This is a genomic window from Pseudomonas sp. TMW22090 (assembly GCF_022496665.1).
Taxonomy (GTDB): domain Bacteria; phylum Pseudomonadota; class Gammaproteobacteria; order Pseudomonadales; family Pseudomonadaceae; genus Aquipseudomonas; species Aquipseudomonas gregormendelii.
The window spans coordinates 38,091-63,096 of sequence record NZ_SCFH01000012.1 but is presented as its reverse complement, the minus strand read 5'-3'; the positions used below and the strand labels follow the sequence as shown (position 1 = coordinate 63,096).

Annotated in this window: 24 protein-coding genes; 12 read left to right on the top strand and 12 right to left on the bottom strand. The window is 61.9% G+C overall.

All coding sequences use genetic code 11. The features are described from left to right. Positions 1 to 11: 11 nt before the first annotated feature. Entirely contained in the window at positions 12 to 1,685 is a 1,674-nt protein-coding gene (locus EQV97_RS26705; RefSeq protein ID WP_122841621.1) for a PleD family two-component system response regulator, read from the bottom strand. A gap of 352 nt (positions 1,686 to 2,037) precedes the next feature. Here EQV97_RS26705 and EQV97_RS26700 point away from each other — a divergent pair, with 352 nt between their 5' ends. The 5 genes from EQV97_RS26700 to EQV97_RS26680 all read left to right on the top strand — a co-directional run bounded on the left by EQV97_RS26700 (position 2,038) and on the right by EQV97_RS26680 (position 7,528). Further along, entirely contained in the window at positions 2,038 to 3,105 is a 1,068-nt protein-coding gene (locus EQV97_RS26700; protein ID WP_122841622.1) for a DUF2333 family protein, read from the top strand. Positions 3,106 to 3,108: 3 nt separating this feature from the next. After that, positions 3,109 to 3,666, top strand: a complete 558-nt coding sequence (locus EQV97_RS26695; RefSeq protein WP_045060326.1) for an NUDIX hydrolase — start codon at positions 3,109 to 3,111, stop codon at positions 3,664 to 3,666. Between the two features lie 274 nt (positions 3,667 to 3,940). Continuing rightward, positions 3,941 to 4,312 carry a translation initiation factor Sui1 gene (locus tag EQV97_RS26690; RefSeq protein WP_045060325.1) on the top strand — a complete coding sequence of 124 codons (372 nt, stop codon included), beginning with the start codon at positions 3,941 to 3,943 and terminating at the stop codon, positions 4,310 to 4,312. 214 nt (positions 4,313 to 4,526) lie between these two features. After that, the gene (gene speA, locus EQV97_RS26685) at positions 4,527 to 6,440 is read left to right on the top strand and encodes an arginine decarboxylase (RefSeq protein WP_122841623.1); all 1,914 of its coding nucleotides are present in this window, start codon (positions 4,527 to 4,529) and stop codon (positions 6,438 to 6,440) included. Between the two features lie 212 nt (positions 6,441 to 6,652). Beyond that, a complete protein-coding gene (locus tag EQV97_RS26680; protein WP_240890396.1) occupies positions 6,653 to 7,528 on the top strand; it encodes an alpha/beta hydrolase in 876 nt (291 codons plus the stop codon). On the opposite strand, the gene EQV97_RS26675 is transcribed toward EQV97_RS26680, so the two are convergent. Further along, positions 7,522 to 8,871, bottom strand: coding sequence for an MATE family efflux transporter (locus EQV97_RS26675; RefSeq protein ID WP_240890395.1), 1,350 nt, complete (start codon positions 8,869 to 8,871; stop codon positions 7,522 to 7,524). The two genes, EQV97_RS26680 and EQV97_RS26675, sit on opposite strands and share 7 nt — an antisense overlap. Before the next feature lie 28 nt (positions 8,872 to 8,899). After that, complete coding sequence (locus EQV97_RS26670; RefSeq protein ID WP_045060321.1) at positions 8,900 to 9,193, bottom strand: hypothetical protein; 294 nt, start codon at positions 9,191 to 9,193, stop codon at positions 8,900 to 8,902. A 224-nt stretch (positions 9,194 to 9,417) separates the two neighbouring features. On the opposite strand from EQV97_RS26670, the gene EQV97_RS26665 reads away from it, so the two are divergent. The 5 genes from EQV97_RS26665 (at position 9,418) to EQV97_RS26645 (ending at position 13,832) form a co-directional block, all read left to right on the top strand. Continuing rightward, a complete protein-coding gene (locus tag EQV97_RS26665; RefSeq protein WP_045060320.1) occupies positions 9,418 to 9,720 on the top strand; it encodes a MazG-like family protein in 303 nt (100 codons plus the stop codon). Continuing rightward, complete coding sequence (locus EQV97_RS26660) at positions 9,720 to 10,469, top strand: methyltransferase domain-containing protein (protein ID WP_122841626.1); 750 nt, start codon at positions 9,720 to 9,722, stop codon at positions 10,467 to 10,469. Before EQV97_RS26665 ends, EQV97_RS26660 begins: the two co-directional genes overlap by 1 nt. A 12-nt stretch (positions 10,470 to 10,481) precedes the next feature. Continuing rightward, the gene (locus tag EQV97_RS26655; protein WP_122841627.1) at positions 10,482 to 11,108 is read left to right on the top strand and encodes a DUF4136 domain-containing protein; all 627 of its coding nucleotides are present in this window, start codon (positions 10,482 to 10,484) and stop codon (positions 11,106 to 11,108) included. 53 nt (positions 11,109 to 11,161) lie between these two features. Beyond that, positions 11,162 to 11,719, top strand: a complete 558-nt coding sequence (locus EQV97_RS26650) for a DUF4136 domain-containing protein (protein WP_122841628.1) — start codon at positions 11,162 to 11,164, stop codon at positions 11,717 to 11,719. A 121-nt stretch (positions 11,720 to 11,840) separates the two neighbouring features. Beyond that, entirely contained in the window at positions 11,841 to 13,832 is a 1,992-nt protein-coding gene (locus EQV97_RS26645; RefSeq protein WP_240890394.1) for a pilus assembly protein TadG-related protein, read from the top strand. Here the strand turns inward: EQV97_RS26645 and EQV97_RS26640 are convergent. Together EQV97_RS26640 and EQV97_RS26635 are read right to left on the bottom strand one after the other, a co-directional pair. Then, entirely contained in the window at positions 13,829 to 16,570 is a 2,742-nt protein-coding gene (locus EQV97_RS26640) for a PAS domain-containing sensor histidine kinase (RefSeq protein ID WP_240890393.1), read from the bottom strand. The genes EQV97_RS26645 and EQV97_RS26640 overlap by 4 nt on opposite strands. After that, on the bottom strand, positions 16,567 to 17,007 hold the full coding sequence (locus tag EQV97_RS26635; RefSeq protein ID WP_240890392.1) for a TadE/TadG family type IV pilus assembly protein: 441 nt from the start codon (positions 17,005 to 17,007) through the stop codon (positions 16,567 to 16,569). The genes EQV97_RS26640 and EQV97_RS26635 overlap by 4 nt, the downstream gene beginning before the upstream one ends. 75 nt (positions 17,008 to 17,082) lie before the next feature. Here EQV97_RS26635 and EQV97_RS26630 point away from each other — a divergent pair, with 75 nt between their 5' ends. Next, positions 17,083 to 17,553, top strand: a complete 471-nt coding sequence (locus tag EQV97_RS26630; RefSeq protein WP_122841632.1) for a prepilin peptidase — start codon at positions 17,083 to 17,085, stop codon at positions 17,551 to 17,553. A 118-nt stretch (positions 17,554 to 17,671) separates the two neighbouring features. Continuing rightward, entirely contained in the window at positions 17,672 to 18,463 is a 792-nt protein-coding gene (locus EQV97_RS26625) for a response regulator transcription factor (protein WP_240890391.1), read from the top strand. Between the two features lie 73 nt (positions 18,464 to 18,536). On the opposite strand, the gene EQV97_RS26620 is transcribed toward EQV97_RS26625, so the two are convergent. Genes EQV97_RS26620 through EQV97_RS26590 form a run of 7 tightly spaced genes read right to left on the bottom strand, consistent with a single transcriptional unit; the run spans position 18,537 to position 25,006 of the window. Then, entirely contained in the window at positions 18,537 to 18,797 is a 261-nt protein-coding gene (locus EQV97_RS26620) for a DUF3613 domain-containing protein (RefSeq protein ID WP_122841634.1), read from the bottom strand. An 11-nt stretch (positions 18,798 to 18,808) separates the two neighbouring features. Then, positions 18,809 to 19,519: a tetratricopeptide repeat protein gene (locus tag EQV97_RS26615; protein WP_225569394.1), complete on the bottom strand. Its 711-nt coding sequence runs from the start codon at positions 19,517 to 19,519 to the stop codon at positions 18,809 to 18,811. 24 nt (positions 19,520 to 19,543) lie between these two features. Then, the gene (locus EQV97_RS26610; RefSeq protein ID WP_240890390.1) at positions 19,544 to 20,434 is read right to left on the bottom strand and encodes a type II secretion system F family protein; all 891 of its coding nucleotides are present in this window, start codon (positions 20,432 to 20,434) and stop codon (positions 19,544 to 19,546) included. Between the two features lies 1 nt (position 20,435). Next, positions 20,436 to 21,320 carry a type II secretion system F family protein gene (locus EQV97_RS26605; RefSeq protein WP_225569396.1) on the bottom strand — a complete coding sequence of 295 codons (885 nt, stop codon included), beginning with the start codon at positions 21,318 to 21,320 and terminating at the stop codon, positions 20,436 to 20,438. Between the two features lie 13 nt (positions 21,321 to 21,333). Continuing rightward, positions 21,334 to 22,608 carry a CpaF family protein gene (locus tag EQV97_RS26600; RefSeq protein WP_122841638.1) on the bottom strand — a complete coding sequence of 425 codons (1,275 nt, stop codon included), beginning with the start codon at positions 22,606 to 22,608 and terminating at the stop codon, positions 21,334 to 21,336. After that, positions 22,605 to 23,795 (bottom strand): pilus assembly protein, encoded by a 1,191-nt coding sequence (locus EQV97_RS26595; RefSeq protein WP_240890389.1) that lies wholly within the window; start codon positions 23,793 to 23,795, stop codon positions 22,605 to 22,607. The genes EQV97_RS26600 and EQV97_RS26595 overlap by 4 nt, the downstream gene beginning before the upstream one ends. Beyond that, positions 23,792 to 25,006, bottom strand: coding sequence for a type II and III secretion system protein family protein (locus tag EQV97_RS26590; RefSeq protein ID WP_240890388.1), 1,215 nt, complete (start codon positions 25,004 to 25,006; stop codon positions 23,792 to 23,794). Before EQV97_RS26590 ends, EQV97_RS26595 begins: the two co-directional genes overlap by 4 nt.

Genomic DNA, 25,006 nt, shown 5'->3' with positions numbered 1-25,006 from the left:
TTATTGCGTTTCTATGACAGGGTTATGACCGGTTCGATGGATTCAGATGAAATAGTGGCCTTTTGCTTTGATTCCCGCGAGGACTGCACGCGGTTACGCCCGGCGTGCTTGGCGCGGTACAGCGCCTCGTCAGCCTGGCTCGCCATCATCAAGCTGTCGGAGTTCTCACCGAGATCCACCACCCCGGCGCTAAAGGTGCACCAAAGGTCCTGGGGCTGCGCCGGATAGTGAATTTCGGCGAAGCGCTGGCGGATTTCGTCGAGCACTTTGTGGGCCGACTCCAGATCGGTATCGGGCATCACAATGGCGAACTCTTCGCCACCATAGCGGCCGATGAAGTCAGTCTTGCGCAGGCGCTGCTTGAGAAACAGCGCCAGGCTCTTGATCACCCGGTCGCCCATCGGATGGCCATGACTGTCATTGACCCGCTTGAAGTGGTCGATATCGAGCATGGCAAAGCTCAGTGGCTTGTTCTCGCGGCGCGCGCGAAAGCTGCAGTCTTCCAGCAACTGCAGGATATGGGTGTGGTTGTACAGGCCGGTGAGGCTGTCGCGCACCATCCGCGCCTTCAGGTTGCGCGCCCGTGCCGCGCGGTTGCGCACGGTGGTGATCAGGTGCCGCGGTTTGATCGGTTTGGTCAGGAAATCGTCGCCCCCTTCACTCATGGCGTCGAGTTGCTTGTCCAGGTCATCCTCGGCCGAAAGGTAGATGATCGGCACGCTGACGTATCGGTCGTTGTGACGGATGACCTTGGCCAACTCGGTGCCGGTGCAGGCCGGCATGTACATGTCGAGGATGATCAGGTCGGGCTGGAAGTCCGCGAGTTCCGCCATGGCCTGTATAGGCTCGATCAAGGTGCGGGTGACAATGCCGGCGCTATTGAGCAGGCGCTCGGTGTGCATGGCCTGGGCCCGGGAATCGTCAATGATCAGCACTTTGAACGGTTCGTACTGCGCGACGCAGGTCAGCACTTCGATTTTTTCCAGCAGGCTCGACGCTTCGAGGGTGCCGGTGAGGAACTCCTGGCCGCCGGCACGCACGGCGGCGAGGCGGGTCGGGGTGTCGGTTTCATTAAGACTGAAGAACAGCAGCGGCAGTTGTTGTTCCAGGCCTTCCTGGGCTTCGGCGGCGAGTTTGAGGCCGATGCCGGGCCCGCTGAAATCCACATCCATGACAATCGCCGCCGGCAGGCGCTCGACCATCGAGGAGCGAAACGCCGCCACGCTGTCCAGGGACTGGGCGCTCAGCCCGAAAAATTCCAGCTGTTTGGCCAGGCGCTCCGCGCGGTCGTGATCCTGCAGCACCACGTAGATCGGTTTGCGCAAGGGCGGCAGGAACGTCTGATCGAGCTGATCGCCCTGGCGCAGGCCGGTGCGCGACAGCCGCTGCATCAGGCGGTTGAGGTCGGTGATCAGACCGCTGCTGAGGCGACCGCGATTGGTTTCGACTGCGTCAAGTGCCTGGCCGATCTGGCGAGCCAGCTGCATGTGCTCCGGCTGCTCGAAGCGCTCGGCGAACCGCAACAGGCGCAGGTTGGCTTCGCTCAGTTCCGCCAGGTCAGTGGCAGACCACTCGCTGCGCTGCAGGCGCTGCCATGTCTCAAGAATCTGACGTGCCTGATGAATTACCCGCTGGGCAAAGTGCTGCTTGAGGCGCTCACGGCTGGGGTCTTCTGGCTCGGTCATATCCTGACTACTAGTTAGGGTGCATGCTGAGATCGACTGGTGGCTCTATGCTAGCATCTCTTCCGAGGGTGGATCAGTGTCGCATGTCAATAATGTGCATAGCGAGCTCATTCAGTTTATGACTGGCGAGTCGCTTTGCTGCGTACGGAATGCGTACGGGATGCCCAGGAGCTGGTTGCACTCGACACATCCTACGCCGCACCAACACAAGGCGTGGTGTTCATTTATAGTGGCGGTATCGACCGTGCGGTTGTGGCTTGCGGCATGCGCGTATTAATGCGCGGCAAACGAGGCACGATGGCGTAGGGTTGTGGTCGAACCGATGAACTCAAGTGATTGAAAGGATATCGCCATGCTGGACTGGAAGAACCGCGCGGGCAGCGCGCCTGAACGTGCCGCTGAACCAAAATCAGCGACCCGCAGCTATATAGGTGGACTTTTGTTCAGCCGGGCGCTGGTCACCTTGATCGGCCTGTACCTGTTGGTGACGATCGGCCTGGGCTGGTATTGGAGCCAGGAGCCGGCACTGTTCCCGGTCCAGCAGAATGCCCAGGTCGCTGCCGAGAAAGAAGGCAAGCAGATGGTCATCGGCTACACCACGGTTGAAACCCTCAAGACCGTGGCCGATACCTTGCTGAGCAAGCCGGGCGGCTATATTTCCAATGACCGTTTCCCGCCAGGCCTGTGGATGGACAACACGCCAAGCTGGGAATACGGGGTGCTGGTGCAGGTGCGCGACCTGACGCGAGCGCTGCGCAAAGACTTTGCCCGCTCGCAATCGCAATCGGCGGAAGACTCGGACCTGGCCAAGGCCGAGCCGCGCTTCAACTTCGACAACAAGAGCTGGGTGCTGCCGTCCAGTGAGTCCGAGTATCAGGAAGGCATCAATTCCCTGAGCCGCTACCAGGCTCGCCTGTCCGATCCTTCGCAGAAAAATGCGCTGTTCTACGCCCGTGCCGACAATCTCAACAACTGGTTGGGCGATGTGGGCACACGCCTGGGTTCGTTGTCGCAGCGACTGTCGGCCAGCGTTGGCCGGGTCAAGCTCAACACCGCCTTGAAAACCGAAGTCGTGGCCCCGGGCCAGGTGCCACAGGTTGACGAGGAAATCGTCGAAACCCCGTGGATGCAGATTGACAACGTGTTCTATGAAGCCCGCGGCCAGGCATGGGCCTTGTCCCACCTGCTGCGCGCCATCGAAGTCGACTTCGCTGACGTGCTGGCGAAGAAAAACGCCACCGTCAGCGTGCGCCAGATCATTCGTGAGCTGGAAGCTTCGCAGGAGCCGGTATGGAGTCCGATGATCCTTAACGGCAGCGGCTTTGGCGTTCTGGCCAACCACTCGCTGGTCATGGCCAACTACATTTCCCGGGCGAACGCCGCAGTGATCGACTTGCGTCAATTGCTGAACCAGGGCTGAGTCATGGCCGACAGCGACAAAGAGGCCGCCCACCGCGCGGCCTCGGACGCCGAGCAGATTGCCTGGGTCGATGAGCAGGACAACCTGCTCGGCGCGCTGGTCCGGTCCGACCTGCGCGAGCGGGGCCTGATCGGGCGTGGCACCTACATCATGCTGTTCAATTCGGCGGGTGAGCTGTGCGTGCACCGCCGCACCCTGAGCAAGGCGATCTATCCCGGTTACTGGGACGTCGCCGCTGGCGGCATGGTGCTTGCCACCGAAACGTACGCCGAGTCGGCCGCACGGGAACTGGAAGAAGAGCTGGGCGTAGGCGGGGTGGAGTTGACCGCTCACGACCATTTCTACTTCGAGGACACCGGCAATCGCCTGTGGTGTTCGGCGTTCTCGGCCGTGTGGGACGGGCCGTTGATCCTGCAGCCGGAAGAGGTGGTTGAAGCGCGCTTTCTCCCCATCGACCAGGTGATGCTGGAAATCCGGCAGAAGCCTTACTGCCCGGACTCGCTCGCGGCTTTGAAGCGCTATCTTCGCGCCTGCGGGAAAGACGTCGCAAAAGAGCTATAAATTGGCGCCGATTGGCTCTTAGCAATCGGCGTTTTTGCCGTTACACTGCGCGACCTTTTCAAACTGAATCGACATCAGTACGGCGTAGGAGCTGCCGCAGGCTGCGATCTTTTGATTTGCCGTTGAATCAAGATCAAAAGATCGCAGCCTCGTTGCACTCGTCAGCTCCTACACCGGCTTTTTCGTTTCAGTAGCGCTGCCCCTGCCTGAGTGGGGCTTCGCGGTCGATAGCCATTTGCTGCGGCCAGTCTTTGTCCTCCCAAGAGGATTGCCGGTGGCCAAAAAAGCCGCATCCTTCGCCGCCCTAGGTGGCCTGGTATTTTCCACCGACGCAGGTCGTCATTGCCCCGAGTGCAGTAAACCGGTGGACGCCTGCATCTGCAAACAGACCGTGATCCCGGCCGGTGACGGCATTGCTCGCGTACGCCGCGAAAGCAAGGGGCGTGGCGGCAAGACGGTGACCACCATCACCGGCGTGCCCCTGGCTGAAGATGCGCTCAAGGACCTGGCGACCACGTTGAAAAAACGTTGCGGGACCGGGGGTGCGTTGAAAGACGGCATCATTGAAATCCAGGGCGATCATGTCGAGCTACTCTTGGCTGAATTGATCAAGCTCGGTTTCAAGGCAAAGAAGTCCGGCGGCTAGCAGCCTCTGTGAAAACCACCCTCGACTTGATCCAGTCCTGACAACAGGTCTGGCGTCGCCCACATGGTTTTCACAGAGCCTGTTCTGACCGGTTTCTAAACTCACTGCGGTCGGCGAGGTCTACCCCCTCGTTGACGAACCGTCATTTTCATTCTTTAGACTGCGCCGGCCTGAACCCAGGCGACGCTCTATGACTTCTTTATAGGGGACTTCAATGTCCGTACGACGCACACGCAAAGACGATGGCAGCCAATGGACAGTTGCGGACAGCCGCAGTGTTTACGGGATCCGCCATTGGGGGGCCGGGTATTTCGCGATCAATGACGCCGGTCGCGTCGAGGTTCGTCCGAACGGCCCCGCCAGTTCGCCTATCGACCTGTTCGAGCAAGTTGACCAGCTGCGCAAGAGCGGCTTGTCCCTGCCATTGCTGGTTCGTTTTCCCGACATCCTGCAAGACCGCGTGCGTCAGCTGACCGGTGCATTCGATTCGAACATCGAACGCCTGGAATACCAGAGCAAGTACACCGCGCTGTACCCGATCAAGGTCAACCAGCAGGAAGCGGTGATCGAAAACATCATCGCCACCCAGAATGTTTCCATCGGCCTCGAAGCGGGTTCCAAGCCCGAGCTGCTGGCCGTGCTGGCCCTGGCACCCAAGGGCGGCACCATTGTTTGCAATGGCTACAAGGACCGCGAATTTATCCGCCTGGCCTTGATGGGGCAGAAACTCGGTCACAACGTGTTCATCGTGATCGAAAAAGAATCCGAAGTTGAGCTGGTCATCGAAGAAGCCGCCTCGTTGAAGGTCAAGCCTCAGGTCGGCCTGCGCGTGCGCCTGTCGTCCCTGGCATCGTCCAAGTGGGCGGACACTGGCGGTGAGAAATCCAAGTTCGGCCTGTCGGCGGCGCAGCTGCTGTCGGTGGTCGAGCGTTTCCGCGCGGCGGGCCTGGACCAGGGCATCCGCCTGTTGCACTTCCACATGGGTTCGCAGATCGCCAACCTGGCGGACTACCAGCACGGTTTCAAGGAAGCGATCCGCTACTACGGCGAACTGCGCAACCTCGGCCTGCCGGTGGATCATATCGACGTCGGCGGCGGCCTGGGCGTCGACTACGACGGTACCCACTCGCGTAACGCCAGTTCGATCAACTACGACATGGACGACTACGCCGGCGTCGTGGTCGGGATGCTCAAGGAATTCTGCGACGCGCAGAGCCTGCCGCACCCGAACATCTTCTCCGAAAGCGGTCGCTCGCTGACGGCGCACCACGCCATGCTGGTGGTGCAGGTCACCGACGTCGAGAAACACAACGACGACGTGCCGCAGATCGAGAACAAGGAAGCCCTGCCGGAAACCGTGCAGTGGCTGGTGGACCTGCTGGGCCCGACCGACATCGAGATGGTCACCGAAACCTACTGGCGCGCCACTCACTACATGAGCGACGTGGCTACCCAGTACGCCGATGGCAAGCTGACCCTGGCGGAAAAAGCCCTGGCCGAGCAATGCTACTTCGCGGTCTGCCGTCGCCTGCACAACTCGTTGAAGGCGCGTCAGCGTTCGCACCGCCAGGTGCTCGACGAACTCAACGACAAGCTGGCAGACAAGTACATCTGCAACTTCTCGGTATTCCAGAGCCTGCCGGACACCTGGGCCATCGGCCAGGTCCTGCCGATCCTGCCGCTGCACCGTCTGGACGAGGAGCCGCTGCGCCGTGCCGTGCTGCAAGACCTGACCTGCGACTCCGACGGCAAGATCAAGCAATACGTCGACGAGCAGAGCATCGAGACCAGCCTGCCGGTACACGGTCTGAACGAAGGTGAAGATTACCTGTTGGGTATCTTCCTGGTAGGCGCCTACCAGGAAATTCTCGGCGACATGCATAACCTGTTCGGTGACACCGACTCGGTGAACATCTACCAGAATGCGGATGGCAGTGTGTATCACGCCGGTATCGAAACCCACGACACCATCGAAGACATGCTGCGCTACGTGCACTTGTCGCCGGAAGAGCTGATGACCCACTACCGCGACAAATGCGCCAGCGCGCGCATCACTGCCGCCGAACGCACCCAGTTCCTCGACGCCTTGCGTCTGGGCCTGACCCGTTCGTCTTACCTGTCGTCCTGACGGGTTGGCGCCTAGGCTTGATTCGCGTGGGGCCGGTTGGCCTGGCGCGGGCAAGCCTGGCAGTGGAGTGAAACCACGGGGACCGATTACGAGCGCCTGTGGTCCCATCTTCAGGAAGGCCTGGCGCTGGGGTTCAGCGAGCGTCAGGGCTCGATGAGTGGTTGTGGCTGCGCTACCTGTGGCAGCGCAACAAACCCTGAGGTGTGGCGTCGATGGCGATCTGGATTCGGCTATTTTGCAAACGGGCCATTGGCGCGCTCGTGCTGGCTGCGCTCGCGGCCTGTTCTCCGCTCAAGGCGCTTAATGCCCTGACCCCTGACGACGGCTTCGACAAGACCGAGGGCATCGCCTATGGCAGAGACCCGCGGCAAAAACTCGATGTGTACGTCCCGCGCCACCCCATGGAGAACGCTCCGGTGGTGGTGTTTTTCTATGGCGGCAGCTGGAACAGCGGATCGCGCAGCGATTACAGTTTTGTCGGTGAGGCCCTGGCATCCCGGGGAATCGTGGCCGTACTGGCGGACTATCGCCTGTATCCGCAGGTGCGCTACCCGGCATTTCTCGAGGATGGCGCCAAGGCCGTAGCCTGGACCCGCTCGCACATCCAGCAGTTTTCCGGCAATCCGCAGCGGCTGTACCTGATGGGGCATAGCTCCGGCGCGTACAACGTCGCGATGCTGGCGCTGGACCCGCAATTACTGGGGGCTGCTGGCATGTCGCCCCATGATATCAGCGGCTGGATCGGCCTGGCCGGTCCCTATGACTTCCTGCCCATCGTGAACCCTGACGTGCGCCCGGTGTTCTTCTGGCCGAATTCGCCGGCCCTGTCACAACCGATCAACCATGTCAGTCGAGGCGCGCCACCGGCGTTGCTGATGGCGTCCAGCGATGATGAACTGGTCGACCCTCGCCGCAACACCGGTGGCCTGGCGCGCAAGTTGCGTGAAGCCGGGGTGCCGGTGCGCGACCTGTATTTCTCCCGCACCGGTCATGCCACCCTGGTGGCAGCGTTGTCCCGGCCAATGCGGGGCCTGGCACCGGTGCTGGATGAAGTCGCAGGCTTCATCAAGGCCACGCCGGCTCAGTGAGCTTTGCCGGCAAACCAGCCGTCGTTGCGTTGCAGATACCAGGCAAACGCCCCAAGTGTCAGGCTGCGCAGCAACATGAACAGCAGGAAGGTCAGCCATAGACCATGGTTGCCCAACCCTTGCAGCGCCCATGCGAAGGGCAGCAGCAGGGCCACCGTCAACAACATGCCATTGCGCATTTCCCGGGCGCGCGTAGCCCCGATGAACAGACCATCGAGCAGGTAGCTCCACACCGCAATCAATGGCAGCGCGGCCAGGTAGGGCAGGTAGATGAACGCAGTGTCGCGCACGCTCTGGATATCGGTCTGCATCTCGATGAACAGATGCCCGCCAAACAGGAACAGCACGGCAAAACCCAGGCTCGCCAGCAGCGACCAGCCGCAGGCCACCACCAGGGAGCGGCGCAACGCCTGCCGGTCACGGGCGCCAATGGCATGGCCGCACAATGCTTCCACGGCGTGGGCCAGGCCATCCAGTGCATGAGCCGTCAGCAACAGGCCGTTGAGCAGCAGTGCGTTGGCGGCGACAGTGGCGTCGCCCAGCCGCGCACCTTGCACGGTGATCAGGAAAAAAATCGACTGCAGCGCCAGGCTGCGAATGAAGATGTCGCGATTGACCGCCAGCAGGGGGCGCCAGCTCTGCCAGATGGCCAGCGCCGCCCAGGCGATTTGCCCGGGGTAGGCGCGCAGGGCCTTGCGGGTCATCAGCAGGCCGATGATTGCTCCGGTCCACTCAGCGATGACCGAGGCCCGGGCGGCCCCGACCACCCCCCATTCCAGGCCCAGAACGAACCACAGGTTCAAGGCAATGTTGACCAGGTTGGTGCTCAGCAGTATCGCCAGGGGTGCCCGAGCGTTCTGCGTGCCGAGGAACCAGCCCACCAGTGCATAACTGGCCAGCGCTGCCGGCAGGCCGAATAATCGGGTGTGGAAGAATTCGCGGGTCAGCTGGTCCAGCTCCGCCGAAGGCTGCATGAAGTGCAGCGCAACTCCGCTCAGGGGCACGCCTGCTGCGCCCAGGACAACCGCCAGCCCGAAGGCCAGCAACAAGCCTTGCAACAGGATCTGCCGCAACGCCGCGCCATCACCTCGGCCGGCCGCCTGTGCGGCGAAACCGGTAGTGCCCATGCGCAGGAAGCCCATGCCCCATGCCAGGAAGGTATACAGGCTGGCGCCGACGGCCACGGCGCCGAGTTGATGGGCATGGGGCAGGTGGCCGATGACGGTGCTGTCGACCAGCGCCACCAGCGGTACCGAGATATTGGACAGAATCATCGGCGCGGCAAGCGCCCAGACCCGGCGATGGGTCAGGCGGTCGCGCCAGTCGTTGCTCAGGTTGGACATGCAGGCTCCTTGGGGGAGCCATTGTGTGTCAGTGGATGATCCAGCTCAACAGCCACAACCCGAGCAGCAGCCAGATGATCCCCATGATGATCGACGCATTCATGAACGCTCGAATGGCCGACCACAGCAACATCAGGCCCAGGACCAGCGCGATGATGCTGATGATCGAAGTGTCCATCCCCAACGCCCGGGACAGCCCCTCGACAAAGTTGGCGCCGGCATGGCTCAACAGATTGAACAGGCCGCTGAGGCCGTCGACGATAAAACGGATGACTGAACCGAGTGCCTGCCCGAGCCATTCGAAAAAGCTTTCTACCTGCATGTGTAGTTCGTCCTGAAAGAATGATGAGCCCCGTAGGAGCGGCCGCAGGCTGCGGTTTTTTGATCTTGATCCTTGGCGCTCATGACTATGCCAAAAGATCGCAGCCTGCGGCAGCTCCTGTACAGGGCATCGACTGTTGATTATGGGGCAAAGTTCGACACGCCATCGATACGCTTGCAGTCCTGGGCCAACCCCTTGAAGCTATACGTCTTCAGGAGAGCCCGATGAACCTTGTTGAACTGACCGAACGCCTGCACGCCATCCGCGATCGCAATGACTGGCGACAATTTCACAGCCCCAAAAACCTGGCCATGGCTGCCAGCGTGGAAATGTCCGAACTGGTGGAGATCTTCCAGTGGCTGACCGAAGACCAGTCGCGCCAGCTGCCGGCCGAAAAACTCGCCCATGCCGGTCAGGAAGTCGGCGACATTGTGCTTTATCTGCTGCTGTTGTGCAGCGAGTTGGGGTTGGACATGAATGAAGTGGTACGCAGCAAGCTGGCGGACAGCGAACGGCGGTTCAGCTGATGAGTGACCGTCATTTCGATCAACTGGCGACGCGCTTCGCCGAAAAAATCTATGGTGGGGCCAAGGGCGCCATCCGTCTGGCCGTACTCCAGGCCGACCTGGCCGAAACCCTTCCGGACCGGCCTTTGCGCGTTCTGGACATCGGCGCGGGCCTGGGCCACATGTCGTTATGGCTGGCCCAGCGCGGGCATGACGTCACGCTTGCCGAACCTGCCGAACCGATGCTCGAAGGCGCTCGCCAGCGCTTCGCCGAGGCCGGGCAACACGCGACTTTCATCCAGGCACCCTGGCAGGAACTGCTCGGCCAGCTTACCGAACCCTACGACCTGGTGCTGTGTCACGCAGTGCTGGAATGGTTGGCCGAGCCCCACGCGATATTGCCGGTCTTGCATCAACTGACCCGGCAGGACGGCTGGTTGTCCCTGGCCTTCTACAACCGCGATGCGCTGATCTACCGCAACCTGCTAAAAGGCCACTTTCGCAAGATGCGCAAAAACGACATGGCGGGGGAAAAACAGAGCCTGACCCCACAACAGCCTCTGGACCCGCGTGAACTTGCGACGCAACTTGAGGGCCTGTGGCAGGTCGAAACCCAGAGCGGGGTACGGGTTTTCCACGACTACATGCCGGTGGAATTCCAGGCCCGCGCAGAACTGGTGGACCTGCTTGAAATGGAACTCGCGCACCGCCGTCACCCAAGCTTTGCCGGGCTTGGGCGCTACTTGCACTGGATCTGCCGGCCGATCTGATCGGAGCATGAAATGAAAAGTCGTTCGGGTTTACTGATCATCTGCCTGGGATTGGCGGCCTGTCAGGGCAGCAACCCCTATGTCGCGACCTCCAGGCCGTTGCCGCCCGCGCCGCCTCAAGCCGCCACCACCTTCGACCGCAGCGCCTATCCGGCACCTGCGCGCGACTACGGCCGGTATCGCAGTTGGGCCTGGTTGAACGGACAATTGCCGCCGGGGACTGCCTGGGCGGATTCGGCGCAGGTCGCCGAAGCCGTGAGCAACGCCCTCGACCAGCGCGGCCTGCGACCCTTGCATGACAATCGCCCGGCCGACCTCTTCGTCAGCGCTGACCTGCGCCTGGAAACCCGCTTGCGTCAGGTGCGGGATGACTACTATGGCGGCGCCGGTTATTACGGCGGCGGTGGCGGTTATAACCGCTGCTGCGGCAGCGGCTATGGCATGTACAACACAGTGCCGATCGTGCGCACCTATCAGGAGCAGGTCGTGGTCGTGCGGGTCGACCTGTTCGATGCGCAAAGCGGCCAGCCGGTGTGGAGCGCCAGTGCCGAAACCAGCAACCAGGGCAAGCAGAGCGCCAGGGCCGATGCGATCAGGGAGGCTGTGGAAAAAGCCATGTCGGCGTATCCTCCCGGTTAGCTACAGTAGACAAGACGCATTACGCAGGTTCATGCCTCACTCGGAGAATCATCATGTTCCGCCGTCTCGCTTTACTGGTCGTGGTCGCGCTGCTCGGCGCCTGCGCCTCGGACCAGGTCAACCATGACTTTGATGCCAGTCGTGACTTCGCCGCCTACCGCAGCTGGAGCTGGAAGGAGCCGGCCCTGCAATATCGCCCCGATGACCCGCGGATCAAGAGCGATCTGACCGAGCAGCGCATCCGCCAGGCGGTCACCGAACAGCTCGACCAGCGCGGCCTGCGCCCGGCTGCCGCCGGCACCAAGGGTGACCTGAGCGTACAGACCTACCTGATTGTCGAGCAGCGCCAGCAGCAGGTCACCACCAACTACGGCGGTGGTTGGGGCGGCCCGTGGAATGGTTACTGGGGCGGGCCGATGTACAACGAAACCCGCAACATCACCTACAAGGTCGCGACGGTTCAGATCGACCTGCTCGATGGCAAGGACGGCAAGCTGGTATGGCGCGGCAGCGACGAACAGATGCTCGCCCGCTCGCCGAACCCGGCGGATCGCAGCACCGCGATACGCGAGACGGTGGCGCGGATATTGGCAAATTACCCGCCTAGATAAAGACTTGATGCAGCACCGCAATCAACACACCCGCTCATGTGCAGCTCTGAAAACCCTTGTCTACACTCTCCCATACCCATGGAGGTAACACCTCGGCAGTACGCCGGCAAAGGAGTGCACAATGTCTCCCCGCTTGCAGTTTCACGGCCCCGCCCGGCAACGTGGCGCGATCGGTCTGTTAGCCGCGCTTACCCTCGGCCTGGCATTGATGTTCATGTTGCTGGTGCTCGACAGTGGCAGGCTCTACCTGGAGCAGCGCAAGCTGCAGCGAGTCGCCGATGTGGCGGCCCTTGAAGCCGTGACGCGCGACGGCGATTGCCTGGCCAATCTCACCGCTGCCAGGTACGCCACTCAAAGCGCCACCCGCAACGGCCTGACCGTCGCCGACGGCATTACCCTGAGCACCACCTGCGGAGTCTTGCAAACCGGCGCCGATAAGCTGCGCAGCTTTACGCCGGATGCCAGTAAAAAAGCAGCCATCCGCGTGATCGCCACGCGAGTGGTCCCCACCAGCATCGCCGCCGGCGTCGGAGCACTGTTCAGTCCCGGCCCGGCCAGCCTCAACACACGGCTCACCGCGACAGCAGTCGCTGCCCCGGCCGTACTGCCGCCCTTGGCGATGTTGACGATCGGCAGCACAGCGCTGGTGGTCGATTCCAGCAAGTCGGCTGCGTTGAACCTGTTGTTGGGGAAAATGCTCGGCGGCAGCCTTAATCTGAGCGCGGTGGGCTGGCAGGGCCTGGTCGATACCAACATCAATCTGCTGAGCTACCTGAATCAACTGGCCCTGGACGTCAACGTCAGTGCCGGCAACTACACCGAATTGCTCAACAAGAAAATCAAGCTGACCCAGTTGCTGGACACCGCGATCACCGTGCTCCAGGCCGGCGGCACAACGGCTAACGTGGCGGTCAGTGGCCTCACCGATCTCAAGGTGGTAGCCGGCAGCACCGAGCTTGCATTAGGGCAACTGCTGCAGTTGCAGACCGGCACGCCTTCGTCGGCGCTCAATACCAATCTGCAAGTGTTCCAGCTGGTGGAAGCCTTTGTGCAGCTGGCCAACAGCCAGAACGGCATCGTGGTCGACCTACCACTGAATATTCCTGCATTGGTCAACGGCTCGGTACGGGTCAAGGTGATCGAGCCGCCGCAGCTGTCGGCGGTGGGTAATCCGGCGCTGGCCAAAGCCAACCCGATGGGGCCCGACCGTATTTACGTGCGCACGGCGCAGGTGCGCACCGTGCTGTCGCTTAATCTGCCGCCGCTGTTGACGGGCGTGACCGGTCTGCCCGCTGCCATCTTGAATACGTCTTTGATCTCAGGCGTGACCGACGCCCTGAACAACGTGTTGCACCTCAACCTCGGCGGAGCGCTCCAGTCAGTCTTCTGTGTTCTGGGGGGCACCTGCCAGCGTACCAACTTGCTCATACTGCCCACCTCCAGGATTGATATCGCCCTGGAAGTCGGCAGTGCCAACAGCCATGTGACCGACTACACATGCGCCAGTGATGCCACCAAAACGCTGACGACCCAAACCAATACGGCCCTGGTGAAACTGAAGGTCGGCAAAATCGACACGGCCAACGCATTCTCGTCTTCGGCAGATGTAACGGTGCAGCCGTTGCCCCTGATCGACGTTGGCGCCATCACTTGCAAGATTCCCTTGCTGGGCTTGGGGCCAGAAACCTGCGATCTGTCGACACGCAAGCCGTTTTACGGCGGCGGCCTGGGGGTCAAGGTCGATTCGCCCGTCGCCAGCACCCAGAGCACGCACATTTACAACCAGCCTCCAGAGATCAAACAACCTCCGTTGTTCTACAGCCTGGGTACGCAGGGGGTTGTCGATAGCTTGAAAACCACCCTGGCGGGTGTTCAGGTGCAGGCCTACAAACCTGTGGCTCCAAATGTACTGGGTGATTTACTGACAACTGTGACGGGGGCGCTGGACGCGGTTAACAACACGCTGGGCGTGGTCATTGATGGCCTGCTCAGCAAAGTCCTCGACCCCATCCTCGACAACCTGCTCGCTGCCCTCGGCATCACGCTGAACAAAGTCGACGTCGGCGCCAACCTCAGTTGCAAGCCCCCGGGTCGCGCCGGGCTGGTGATTTAAGACAGGGGCAATATCGGCAATTCGATGCAGAAGCGCGCGCCGTGTACCGAATTGCTCACACTGAGCCGTCCGCCCATGTTCTCGACAATGCCGTAACTCACGGACAACCCAAGGCCGGTGCCAACACCCACCGGCTTGGTGGTGAAAAAGGGTTCGAAGATCCGCTCCATCAGCCGCGGATCGATACCACCAGCATTGTCCTCGACCCACAGGCGCACGTGTTGGGCATCCCGCTCGGCGTCCAGCGCGATCCACGGCTGGAAGGGGTGATCATCCTCGCGTTTGGCCAGCAGGGCATCCCGGGCATTGACCATCAGGTTGATCAGCACCTGTTCCAGCTGATCGACATGACCGCGCACCTGCACGTCGAAGCCGGCCTCGCCGATTCGCAGCTCCAGCCCTTTGCCGCGCATGCCTTCGGCCAGCAACGCCAGGGTACCTTCAATGGCATGCAACGGATTGAATGGCTGCTGCTCGATCTCGGAACGGCGACCGAACACGCGCATGTGGTCCACCACCCGCGCTGCGCGCTGGACCTGAGCGTCGATGCGCTTTAGCTTTTCGGTCAGGTAATCGACCTGCACATCGCCGTTGCCCAGGCGCTTGAGCACATTGACGACGGCCATGCGCATCACATTCAGCGGCTGATTGATTTCATGGGCCAGGCCCGTGGCCATCTCGCCCAGGGTGGCCATTTTTGCGCTCTGGGTGAGTTGCTGCTGGGCGCGCCGCACCTCGGTGTTGTCGCGGCCCACGGCCTGGATTTCAAGAAGGCGCCCCTGATCATCGAACACCCCGCGATCCGACCAGACCCACCATGCATGCTCGCGTCCCGGCAGTTGCAGATTGATTTCCGCGGTACTCACCGCAAACTCGGGGGTCAGTTGGCCCAGGCGCGATACAAACGCCTTGCGCTGTTCCGGCGACATCCAGCTGCCGAGGTTTACACCGGGTAGCGCTTGCGGCTCGCATTCCAGATAGGCCGCCAGTGGTCGGTTGCCAAAGGTCAGTGTGAGGTCGGGCAGGTAACGGCAGATCATCGCCGGGGAGTCTTCCACCAGGAGGCGATAGCGTTCCTCGCTTTGTCGAACCTGCTCGGCAGCCTGGGTGGCTTCAGTGACATCCAGCCACAGGCCCACGGCCTCCACCGGCAGGCCGAGATCGTCGCGCAGCAGGCGGGCTTCATCGAGCAGCCAGTGGTAATCGCCACGACTGTCGCGCAGTCGATAGCGTGCCTGCACCGAACCCTGGCGCAGCAGCTGTCGGGTGCGTTCAAAGTACTGGTCGCGGTCATCCGGGTGTACCCGCTCGACCAGCATCGCGGGACTGCAGTCGGCGAGGGTGAAGCCCAGTAACGGCAGCAGGCTGTCACTGAAAAACGTCGGCAGCAGCGCGCCCTCGACGTAACGCTGAACATAGATCACTGCTGGTGAACTGGCGATCAGGTTGTCCAGCCGTGCATGCGCCGTTGCCGCGTGCTGCTGCTGGTTTTTGATGTCGCTGATGTCGAGCATGAAACCGATGATTCGCCGCTGTGTCCCCGCGCCGACGGCCTGGCCTTGCAGGCGATACCAGGTCGGCGATTGCGCGGCCTCGGCCTGCAGCACGCGGATGCACAGCAGCAGGGGTGCACTGTTGTCCTGCAGGTCGAGCAGGCGGGCATTGAGTTCTTCGCGATCGGCGGGGTGTACCCGTTCGAGCCAGTCGCGCACCGGTAAAACCCCCCGGTCCAGGCCCAGGTCGCTGGCCAGCGATGCGGCCAGTTGCAGCTCGTGGCGATCACCGAAAAGCTCCCACCAGCCGGTGCCCAGCAAGGTTTGCAGGGCTTCCAGGCGCTCCAGGTGCAGATGGTGGCGCTGCTCGCGCAACCGCTCCAGCAAGGGCGCCGCCAGCGCGGCCATCAGCTGTAGCCAGTCGCGATGGCTCAAGTCGGGCGCGCGCTGTTGCACCGGGTAAAAACCGCACAACAACCAGGCCGCGACACCCTGGGCGTCCTGGTAAGGTACGGCGAAGCCTTCGGCATGGCCGAAAATATCCTGCAGGCGCGGATGCTCGCCGCTGATCAACGGCTGGGGGGCGCCGCCGTTCAAGGTGTCGAGGCCAGTGCCCAGGCGTTGACCCGCGTGCCATAACTGCGGTGCGTCAAAGGCATCGGCATGCTGATGCACCTGCCAGCCTTGTTCCTGCTCGTCGAGCAGCGCCACGGCAATGCAAGGGACATGCAAACGTTGGGCGAGGAGTTGCAGCTGTTCGCTCAGCACCTGGGGCAGGCGCGGCAGACTGCACAGGCGCAGTTGCTCGCTGAGCTGGGTTGCGAGCAGCTGACACTGCTCGCGGCTGCGTGCCTGTCGACGTTCGAGCAGCAGATCACCGATGTCCAGCAGCTGCAATAACCAGCCTTCGGCTTGAGGCTGCACCCAGCCGCGCAGGTGCACGGGCTGATCGCCCAGGCCCTGAAAGTCCAGGTCCAGGCTGTGCCCAAGCCAATCCCCGGGCGAACCTTCGATGGACAGGCAACTGTGGGGCATCAGGTAGTCGCGCAACGGTACCGGCTGGGCGCTCACGGCCTGACGGGCGAGTGCGTGCCTGAGCGGCCCCGCCAGGTGCATCACTCGAGATGCGGCATCCAGCTGGATGTGCAAACCGACTCCGGGCGCGCTCATGGCGTACTCGGTGTTGAGGGTTTTCGCCGGTGGCCGTTGCAGCAGGCGACCGAGCAATGTATCGCCGGGACTCAAAACTGCAGGCTCGATTGGGCGCTGAGCGTGGTCGGCAGATTGGGTATCGGGCCGACCCCGGGCAGCACCAGCGAAGGCAGCACGCTGTTCAACTTGCTGCTGGGATAGTCGATGCTTACCGTCAACACTCCGCCGGCATACACCGCCTTCGCGTGGGTGGCGACACTGAAATTCAACGCCGGCGGGATCCATGACAGGCGTTGCGTCAGGACACTGGTCGCCAATGTCTCGACGGTCTGTTTGTAATTAGCGGTGGTCGGGTCAACGGCCACGCTGCGCCTAACCGCTTCGGCGGTCGACTCGTTGAACGATTGCATCAGCAATAACGGCAGGCTGTAACTGAGCAGACCGTACAGCACCGCGAAAAAGATCACGAACACCAGCGCGAACTCAATCGCCACGGCACCTTTTTGCTTACGGGGGAGGGCGGTTTTCATGTGTGCGTCTACCCTGACAATCACAATGTAATATCAGCATAGAATCATTCAGCCAAAACGGACGGCTTTTACCTCATGCAGAGTTTTTTCCTGATCATCTGGCTGATGGTGTGTGCCGCGCAGGATGCACGAGAACGACACATTGCCAATGTCCTGACCTTGGGCGCTGGCGCGGTGGCGCTCGCCTGGTTGCTGTGGACCGGGAGCACCTGGCTGGGCGCCGAGGCCGTGCAGGGCGGCCTGGCATTCCTGCTGGCGCTGGCCTTCACGCTGCCGGGCTACTGGATGGGTCGGATGGGCGCCGGTGATGTGAAATTAGTGACAGCTTTGGCACTTGCGACGGACGGTATGCACGTTCTCGGCACGATCATCGGCGCGGGAATGGCCAGCGTGCTGTGGTTATTGATTTCGCCAAAACTCTGGCTGTATATGAGTCAATCACTTAGGGAGCAATTGCGCTACATGGGGCCGCAAATGTCAAAAAAACAACCATTTGCGCCGTTCGTACTGGCAGGCGCGGTGCTGACTTTGGCCTGGCTCCGCTAGTCGCCAGTTGTGTGTACAGAGTCGAAAAGTACGTCTATTTTCAAATCAGTCGTAGTTGTACAGCCCGTGGCTGTCAGTACAGGAATAGCCAGATTTTGGCGTTGGCATGGAGTAGCACGTGAACAAGCTCACCTCGGCAGTAAAAGTCCTTGTCGTTGATGATCAGCCGTTGATCGTGGAAGAACTTGGCGAGTTTCTCGAGAGCAGTGGTTATCAGTGCGTACCCTGTGGCTCCAGTCAGGAAGCGATCGAACGTTTTTCCGATGACCCCGATGTCGGGCTGGTGCTGTGTGACCTGCACATGCCCGCCATGGATGGCATTCAGCTGGTTCAGGAGTTGCAACGCTTGTCCGGCAAGCATCGAGTGTTCGAGGCCATCATGTTGACGGGCCGCGCGGACAAGCAGGACGTGATCAAGGCGTTGCGTGCAGGCTTTGCCGACTACTATCAGAAACCCATCGACCTGGATGAATTGCTGAACGGTTTGCGCCGCCAGGAAGTGGCGTTGCAGGAGCGGCAAAAGAGTCTGCAGCTGGGGCATTTGAATCAGAAGCTGCAGTACCTTTCCGAGTCCATCGATGATCTGTATCAGGACCTGGACAAGGTACGGCGCAATCCGTCAGCCCGTGGCGGGGCAGAGGCCTCGGACGATGCTTTTATTGACCCGGACCGGCTGCAGATACCTTCGATTTTCAATCAGCTGTCCCCTCGGCAGCTGGACGTGGCACGGCTGGTGGGCAAGGGGCAGACCAACTATCAGATTGCCTGTGAGTTGGGGATTACCGAGAACACCGTGAAGCTGTATGTGTCGCAGGTTTTGCGTCTGACCCACATGCACAATCGCACGCAATTGGCACTGGCGTTGTCCCCGAACAACTCAGGTTTGCGCCAAAGAGTCACAGCCCACTGAGCGAAACAAATCCACCGTAGGAGCTGCCTTCGGCAGCGCCTACGCGGACGTGCATAAGGTATTCGAAGGCCTCTCAATTCCCTTCCAGTGAACCGCCCTCATCCTGCTCATAAAACTCCGGTATCGGGTACTCAAAACTTTTCAGGAACCGCGTCATGGCCCGTTCCCGCTCGGCCGCCGTGGCCGTTTGCGGGATGTTGGACGCCGCCTGGTTTCGGCTCTGCAAAACCAGCCAGCCTTCGGTTTCCTGCTGTTGTGGTGACGAGGGGCCGGCGTCGAGGGCCAAGGCTGGCAGGCTCAGCAGGGGCAGGCAGCACAGGATGGTCAGTTTCATGGTGTTCTCCTCTACTTCAGCGCATCAGTGACAACCGCCACCTGGCCGCTGGTGGACGGCCGTGGCGGGGTGGGGGCCTTGAGTGATTCGGCGCGGGCCTTGGCGTCGCCGAATTGTTCCGGGCTCAAGCCGGCGCGGCTGACGAGTTCACCAGCCTGTTGCCAGTTGTCCTGATAGATCAACAATGCCACCAGGTTCACCGCCGCCAGTTGATCGCTCTGCTTGAGCTCGATTGCGGTCAGGAACTCGAAGCGTGCGTCGTCCAGGCGCAGCTGGTTCATGTAGACCACGCCCAGGTCATTGCGGATTCTTTCGTCAGTCGGCGCCAGTCGTGCGGCCCGCTGCAGATGCGCCTGGGCCTGGCCGTTGTCACCCCGACCTGCGGCGAGTTGGCCGAGACCGTGTTCGGCTTCGGCGGCGCGGCAGCTGCCCAGCAGGCTACGGTACAAGGGTTCGGCGTCGCTGCGCCCCAGCAGGCGATAGACCCGGGCCTTGCGCAGGCGTACATCCGCCAGGTTGTCCGGCAGGCTCTGCAGGTTGGCGAGGCTGGCGTGCAGCTTGCCGTCCTTGGCCATGTCATCGGCCAGGTTCAGCGCCAGCTCCTGATCGGCGCTGGGTTTGGCGCAACTGGCGGAGGTCGTCAGGGCGGACCAGGGCGCTTGGCCGTTGGTGGCGCATCCGCTCAACATCAGCAGGCTCATCACGGCTATCAGTGCTTTCATAAGTAACCTCTTCAAGAGCCTGAATCAGGAGGAGAACGCCCGGGCAATCGCGGTAAACCCCGGCCCGGCCAACACAATCAACAGCGCAGGAAACAGAAACAGCATCATCACCACCGACATCTTCGCCGACATCTTCGAGATGTATTCCTGCAAGTTGGTCAGGCGCCGGTCGTCGAGCAGCTGCTTGAGCGCCAGCAGCGACTTCATCGCACCGCCGCCCTGCTGGATCAGTTGCTGCAAGATCACGCAGGTGTCGGTGAACTCGTCGATCGCCAGCACATTGGCCGCCTTGTTCAGCTCCTGTCCCAGCTCCAGGCCGGAGTCGACCCGGGCCAGAATCAGACTCAGCTCCTGGGTGGTCTGCGGCAACAGCCGCTGGGCTTCGACGCTTAAAACCCTCAGGGCCTGCTCAACGGCCATCCCCGACTCGAACAGAATGCGCAGCAAGGGAATAAGCGTGGAGATTTCTACAGCGATCTGTTTTTGCCGGCGCTTGGCCGCGTAGGCCAGCAGGCGCTTGGGCAGCAGGTAGCCAATGGCCAAGGCAAAGAATGGCGCTATCCAGTGGTTGCTGGCCTGTGGATAGAACAGCGTTTGCAGCACGATCACCAGGCCCACTACCACGAACGGCGTGCCGATTTGCAGCGCGGCAAACATCGAGCGCTGGCGGGCGCGGCGCCATCCCACGCGGTTGAGCAACACCTGGGTTTCGTTGTCGAGACTGACGCTGCGTTGCCCCACCTTGCTGTCGCCTACGGCGCGCAGCCAGGTGCCCAGGCGGTTGTCCCGCACCATCTGCCCCTGCAGGCGCTGGCTGACCTGGCGTTCACGGCGGTGGCGCTCGAACAGGCTGGCGAACATCAATAACACGGCGCCCAGCAGCAACAACGAGCTGACAATCATCGCGACGGCCATATCACACGCTCCGCAACATGCGCCACAGCGCCAGGCAACCGGTGACTTGCAGGCACACGGCGATGATCAGCATCTGCCGTCCACCCTCGTCGTTCCACATCCCCAGCATGTAGCCGGGATTACTCATCATGAAATAGCTCACCAGGATCAGCGGCAGCGAACCCAGGACCCAGGCGGTCATGCGGGTTTCACCCGTCAGTGCACGCAACTGGCGAGCCCCCTGGTCGCGCTCGCGAATCAGTTTGATCAGGTTCTCCAGCAGCTCGCTGGCGTTGCCGCCATAGCGGTGATTGACCTTCAGGCCCAGGGCGAACATGCGCAGTTCGTCCTGCTCATACAGCTCGGCAAAGTCATTCACGGCGTCGGGCAGGTTTACGCCCAACTGAACGTTGCGTTGAACCCTGCCCATGGCGGTTTTTAGTGGATCCTCGCTGGCGTCGATCGCGCCCATCACCGCGTCCGCCAGGGTACGACCGGACTTCAGGCTGCGTACCGTGTGGTCCAGCATCTGGGGTAACTGCTCGACGATCCGGTGGATCCGCCGGCGGTAGCGCCAGGACACATACACCCGCAGCGCCAACGGTGGCACCACCAGCAACAGCAGGAAACCGGCCCAGCTGGCGACGGCAGAACCCATCAGCATCGACACCACCCACAGCGCCAGCCAGATACCCAGGCGGTCCGTGGGGCGCCCCAGGCCTGCGCGCAGGAATGCCCGCTCCAGGCCCGTCCAGCGAGTTTTTTCCGGTAGCCCTTCCGGCTGCCCCTGGCCGAGGCGTTCCAGGATCCTTTCGCTGCCGGATTTGCGCACGCCCTGGTAGAACAGGCGTACGGAAAAGGTCAGCAGCAACAGGCACACCAGGCACAGCAACAGAGGTCCGATCATGTGCGCCTCGCGGTCAGTGAAGGTCGCCGAACGACTCGCGGCGCAGCTTGTCGCCGGCGGGGTTGACCGCCTCGCGCAGAAAGCCGAAACCGGTGCGTCGATCAAGCCGGAACAGGGTATTGGTGACGTACACGTCGTCGCGGATCCCCACCACTTCCACGACTTCGCTGACGCAGCGGCGTCCGTCGGGCATGCGCGTCAACTGGATCACCACATCCAGCGCGGCGCAGATCATCTGCCGCAAGGTACGCTCGGCGATGCTGCGGCCGGTCAGGCCCACCAGGGTCTCCAGGCGCAGCAACGCATCCTGCGCGTTGTTGGCGTGCACGGTGCTCATCGAGCCATCGTGACCGGTATTCATGGCAGTGAGTACGTCGACCACTTCGACGCCACGGATCTCGCCGAGGATGATCCGGTCGGGACGCATCCGCAGGGCGTTGCGGATCAGGTCGCTGGCCTTCACTTCGCCGTGGCCTTCGGCATTCGGCGGGCGGGTTTCCAGGCGCACCACGTGCGGGTGGCCCAGTTGCAGTTCGGCGACGTCTTCGATAGTCACCAGGCGTTCGTGAGGGTTAATCAGCTGACTGAGAATATTCAGCAAGGTGGTCTTGCCCGTGCCGGTGCCGCCGCTGATCAGGATGTTGCAGCGCTTGCCGACAGCCTCCTGGATGAAATCGAAGATCGCCTGGTCAATGGTTTGCATCGCCATCAAGTCCGAACTCTTGAGCATGTCCTTGCGAAATTTACGAATCGACAGGCACGGGCCATCGAGGGCGATTGGCGGGATGATCGCGTTGACCCGGCTGCCATCGGGCAGGCGCGCATCGACCATTGGCGAGGACTCGTCGAGCCTGCGCCCGAGGGGCGCGAGAATACGCTGCATCACGCGTTCGACATGGTGAGCATCGATGAAACGCAAGTCGCTCTGATGCAGCACGCCATCGCGTTCGATAAATACCCGGTGCGGGCCGTTGACCAGGATCTCGGTCACCGCCGGGTCGCGCAGCAGCACTTCGAGGGGGCCGAAGCCGGTGAGTTCGTCGACGATCTCTTCGGCCAGGCGCTCCATTTCATAGCGGGAGATTGCCAGGTGCAGGCGGGCGATGTACTCGGCGATCTTGTCGATGACAAACTGCGACAGCACCTGCCGGGTACCCTCCAGCAGGTTTTTTCCGGACTCTTCGATGGCGTCGATGATGTAGCGGTGCAACACCAGTTTGAGGCCTTCATGATCGGTGTTGCCGACCGCGCCACGGGTTGGCGCGCCGAACAGCTTTTCACTGTTCATTGCGCACCCCGCAGGCGGTCGAACCAACCGGCCTTGGGTTTGACGATGCCTTCGGAGCGTTTCGCCAGGCGTTCGCCGAGGGTGCGCAGGCCCTGGGTCAAGGTTTCCCGCGGGGCGAGTTCGAACAGCGACACGCCCTGGTTCTTGGCGTTGAGTCGCACCTGCGGGCTGTTGGCGAGCGTCGCGATGACCTCCATGCCGAAGCTTTTACCCAGGGTCTCGGCGTCGGGTGTGACGTCGCGCAGGTAGCGGTCAACCAGCAGCCGGGAGTGCTCCAGCTTCATGCCTTTTTCGCGCCAGAAATTGAGGATCGCCAGGTTGCGCCGGCAGTCGAGCACGTTCTGGTCGGTGTACCACAGCAACTTGTCGCAGTGGCTGACAAAGGTTCGCAGCGCCTCGCTGTCGTGCTGCCCGGTGAGGTTCACCACAATGTGCTGGAAGTGATGACGCAGCGCGCTGAGCAGCATGTACAGCTCGGCCGCACTGGTGTGTTCCAGTGGTTCATCGGTACTGGCATAGGCGAGGATCCGCAAGCCGCCCTCGCAGCGACTGAACGCGCTGTCGATCAACGTGGCGTCCAGGCGTCGCAAGTGCCGCAGGGCATCACCGAAGTGAAACGAGCTCTCCAGGCCCAGCAAGGCCAGGCTGTCACCCCGGGGCAATCCGAGGTCCAGCAACAGGGTTTGTTGCCCGCTCTTCTGCACCACTTGCGCGAGATGGGTGGACAGCAAGGCGCCATCGGCATTGCTCTGCACGCTGTACAGCACCGTCAGGCCGCCCAGGTGATTGTTGGGCGTCACAGGGGGCAGGCGCTTGCTCAGGCGCCGCACCAGGCCTGCAACCTCACTGGAGCGCGAGCCGTACGCGACGAAATCCCGGGCCCCTGCGCGCATGGCGTTGAGCACCAGTTGATTGTCCATGCCATCGCCCAGCGCGACGATTGCCAGCATCGGCTTGGCTTCCAGGGCACCTTCGATCAGCGCGCTCTGGGCCACCACGTGGTCGCGGTCCAGGCCGATGAACACCAGGCTGGCGAACGTCACATCCACCAGTGCCAGCAGTTCGTCAAGGCTGCCGCCACCGGCGCTCACCACCTGGCCCAAAGGTGCCAGGGCGCCCTGCAGCCACTCCAGGTCAGTGGCGTTGCGCGTAATCGCGAGAAAGGTCTGGCTCAGGCTCTGGCTCATTGCGATAACCCGCTGCGTCTATCGAAGTTGCCGTTTTCAAGGAAGTACATGCGGTAGAAATTCGGATCGTAGTTGCGCAACTTTTCCCCGGGCAACGAGGGCAATTGCGCGTTCGCCGCCAGTGGCTGCACCAGGTGCGGGGTGACGATCATCAGCAGCTCGCGTTCTTCGCGATTGATGTTCTGGTCGCGGAAAAACGCACCCAGGATGGGGATGTCGCCAAGCCCCGGAAACTTGTTCACCTGGGAGCTGTTGCGGGTGCTGATCAGGCCGCTGATGACAAAACTTTCGCCATCGGCCAAAGAAATGCTGGTGTCGGTGCGGCGCACCGTCAGCGCCGGGACTACGGTGCCTGCGATGTTGACGCCGTTGCTGTAGTCCAGCTCGCTGACTTCCGGCGCAACTTTCAGGGCGATGCGATTGCTGCCGATGATGGTCGGGGTCAGCGTCAGGCGGATGCCGAATTCCTTGTACTCGATCGAGACGTTGTCACTGCCGGAGCTGGGCACCGGGATGGGGATTTCGCCGCCGGCCAGGAAACTCGCGCTTTGCCCGCTCAGCGCCACCAGGCTGGGACGTGCCAGGGTATAGGCGAAACCGCTGCCTTCCAGGGCGTTGATCATCACCATGGTCTTGCCGCCAATCCACGAGATATTGAACTGATCGTTATTCACCGGCAGTCGCGGCTGCACCACGCCGTCGATGGTCGGCAGGGTGCGGGGCGCGCCAAACAGGAAGTTGCCACGGGTACCGAAAACCGAGGTCGAGGCCTCCTTCAGTTTGGATCGGCTGACTTCGACGAAGCGGATGTCGGTCTGCACCTGGGAAGGCAGCAGCGGCTCCTCGGACGGCAGGGCGACGCCGGTCAGTGCGGCGGTGGCCTTGCCCTGGACGAACACCATGGTCTGGCGCGGTGTGGTCGAGCACGCTGTCCAGACCATCAGGCTGGTCGCGCCGGGTGCCATCCCCGTGAGCAGGAAGCCGCTGGCGCCGGTGGTGCGAACGTCGGCGATCTTCGGGTCGCCGACGGCCAGGCGCGTGATCGCAACCGCAGACTGCAGCTCTTGCTGCAAGCCTTCGCCGACTTCCAGAACGCTGGGTAGCGGGCTCAAGGCCGTGCAATTGCTGGAGGCGGCAAGGCTGGTGTCAGCTGCGATCAACACCAGGCAAGCGAACAGCGGGCAAAGTATCGGCATGGAACGACTGGGCAT

What these genes read in the sequence shown, in the direction of transcription:
- EQV97_RS26670 (WP_045060321.1), bottom strand. Translation starts at nt 9,193, where the DNA reads ATGCAGGTAGAAAGCTTTTTCGAATGGCTCGGGCAGGCACTCGGTTCA.
- EQV97_RS26655 (WP_122841627.1), top strand. Translation starts at nt 10,482, where the DNA reads ATGAAAAGTCGTTCGGGTTTACTGATCATCTGCCTGGGATTGGCGGCC.
- EQV97_RS26695 (WP_045060326.1), top strand. Translation starts at nt 3,109, where the DNA reads ATGGCCGACAGCGACAAAGAGGCCGCCCACCGCGCGGCCTCGGACGCC.
- EQV97_RS26650 (WP_122841628.1), top strand. Translation starts at nt 11,162, where the DNA reads ATGTTCCGCCGTCTCGCTTTACTGGTCGTGGTCGCGCTGCTCGGCGCC.
- EQV97_RS26700 (WP_122841622.1), top strand. Translation starts at nt 2,038, where the DNA reads ATGCTGGACTGGAAGAACCGCGCGGGCAGCGCGCCTGAACGTGCCGCT.
- EQV97_RS26680 (WP_240890396.1), top strand. Translation starts at nt 6,653, where the DNA reads ATGGCGATCTGGATTCGGCTATTTTGCAAACGGGCCATTGGCGCGCTC.
- EQV97_RS26595 (WP_240890389.1), bottom strand. Translation starts at nt 23,795, where the DNA reads ATGAGCCAGAGCCTGAGCCAGACCTTTCTCGCGATTACGCGCAACGCC.
- EQV97_RS26705 (WP_122841621.1), bottom strand. Translation starts at nt 1,685, where the DNA reads ATGACCGAGCCAGAAGACCCCAGCCGTGAGCGCCTCAAGCAGCACTTT.
- EQV97_RS26605 (WP_225569396.1), bottom strand. Translation starts at nt 21,320, where the DNA reads ATGATCGGACCTCTGTTGCTGTGCCTGGTGTGCCTGTTGCTGCTGACC.
- EQV97_RS26600 (WP_122841638.1), bottom strand. Translation starts at nt 22,608, where the DNA reads ATGAACAGTGAAAAGCTGTTCGGCGCGCCAACCCGTGGCGCGGTCGGC.
- EQV97_RS26660 (WP_122841626.1), top strand. Translation starts at nt 9,720, where the DNA reads ATGAGTGACCGTCATTTCGATCAACTGGCGACGCGCTTCGCCGAAAAA.
- EQV97_RS26675 (WP_240890395.1), bottom strand. Translation starts at nt 8,871, where the DNA reads ATGTCCAACCTGAGCAACGACTGGCGCGACCGCCTGACCCATCGCCGG.
- EQV97_RS26620 (WP_122841634.1), bottom strand. Translation starts at nt 18,797, where the DNA reads ATGAAACTGACCATCCTGTGCTGCCTGCCCCTGCTGAGCCTGCCAGCC.
- EQV97_RS26610 (WP_240890390.1), bottom strand. Translation starts at nt 20,434, where the DNA reads ATGGCCGTCGCGATGATTGTCAGCTCGTTGTTGCTGCTGGGCGCCGTG.
- EQV97_RS26635 (WP_240890392.1), bottom strand. Translation starts at nt 17,007, where the DNA reads ATGAAAACCGCCCTCCCCCGTAAGCAAAAAGGTGCCGTGGCGATTGAG.
- EQV97_RS26645 (WP_240890394.1), top strand. Translation starts at nt 11,841, where the DNA reads ATGTCTCCCCGCTTGCAGTTTCACGGCCCCGCCCGGCAACGTGGCGCG.
- EQV97_RS26590 (WP_240890388.1), bottom strand. Translation starts at nt 25,006, where the DNA reads ATGCCCAGTCGTTCCATGCCGATACTTTGCCCGCTGTTCGCTTGCCTG.
- EQV97_RS26615 (WP_225569394.1), bottom strand. Translation starts at nt 19,519, where the DNA reads ATGAAAGCACTGATAGCCGTGATGAGCCTGCTGATGTTGAGCGGATGC.
- speA (WP_122841623.1), top strand. Translation starts at nt 4,527, where the DNA reads ATGTCCGTACGACGCACACGCAAAGACGATGGCAGCCAATGGACAGTT.
- EQV97_RS26665 (WP_045060320.1), top strand. Translation starts at nt 9,418, where the DNA reads ATGAACCTTGTTGAACTGACCGAACGCCTGCACGCCATCCGCGATCGC.
- EQV97_RS26630 (WP_122841632.1), top strand. Translation starts at nt 17,083, where the DNA reads ATGCAGAGTTTTTTCCTGATCATCTGGCTGATGGTGTGTGCCGCGCAG.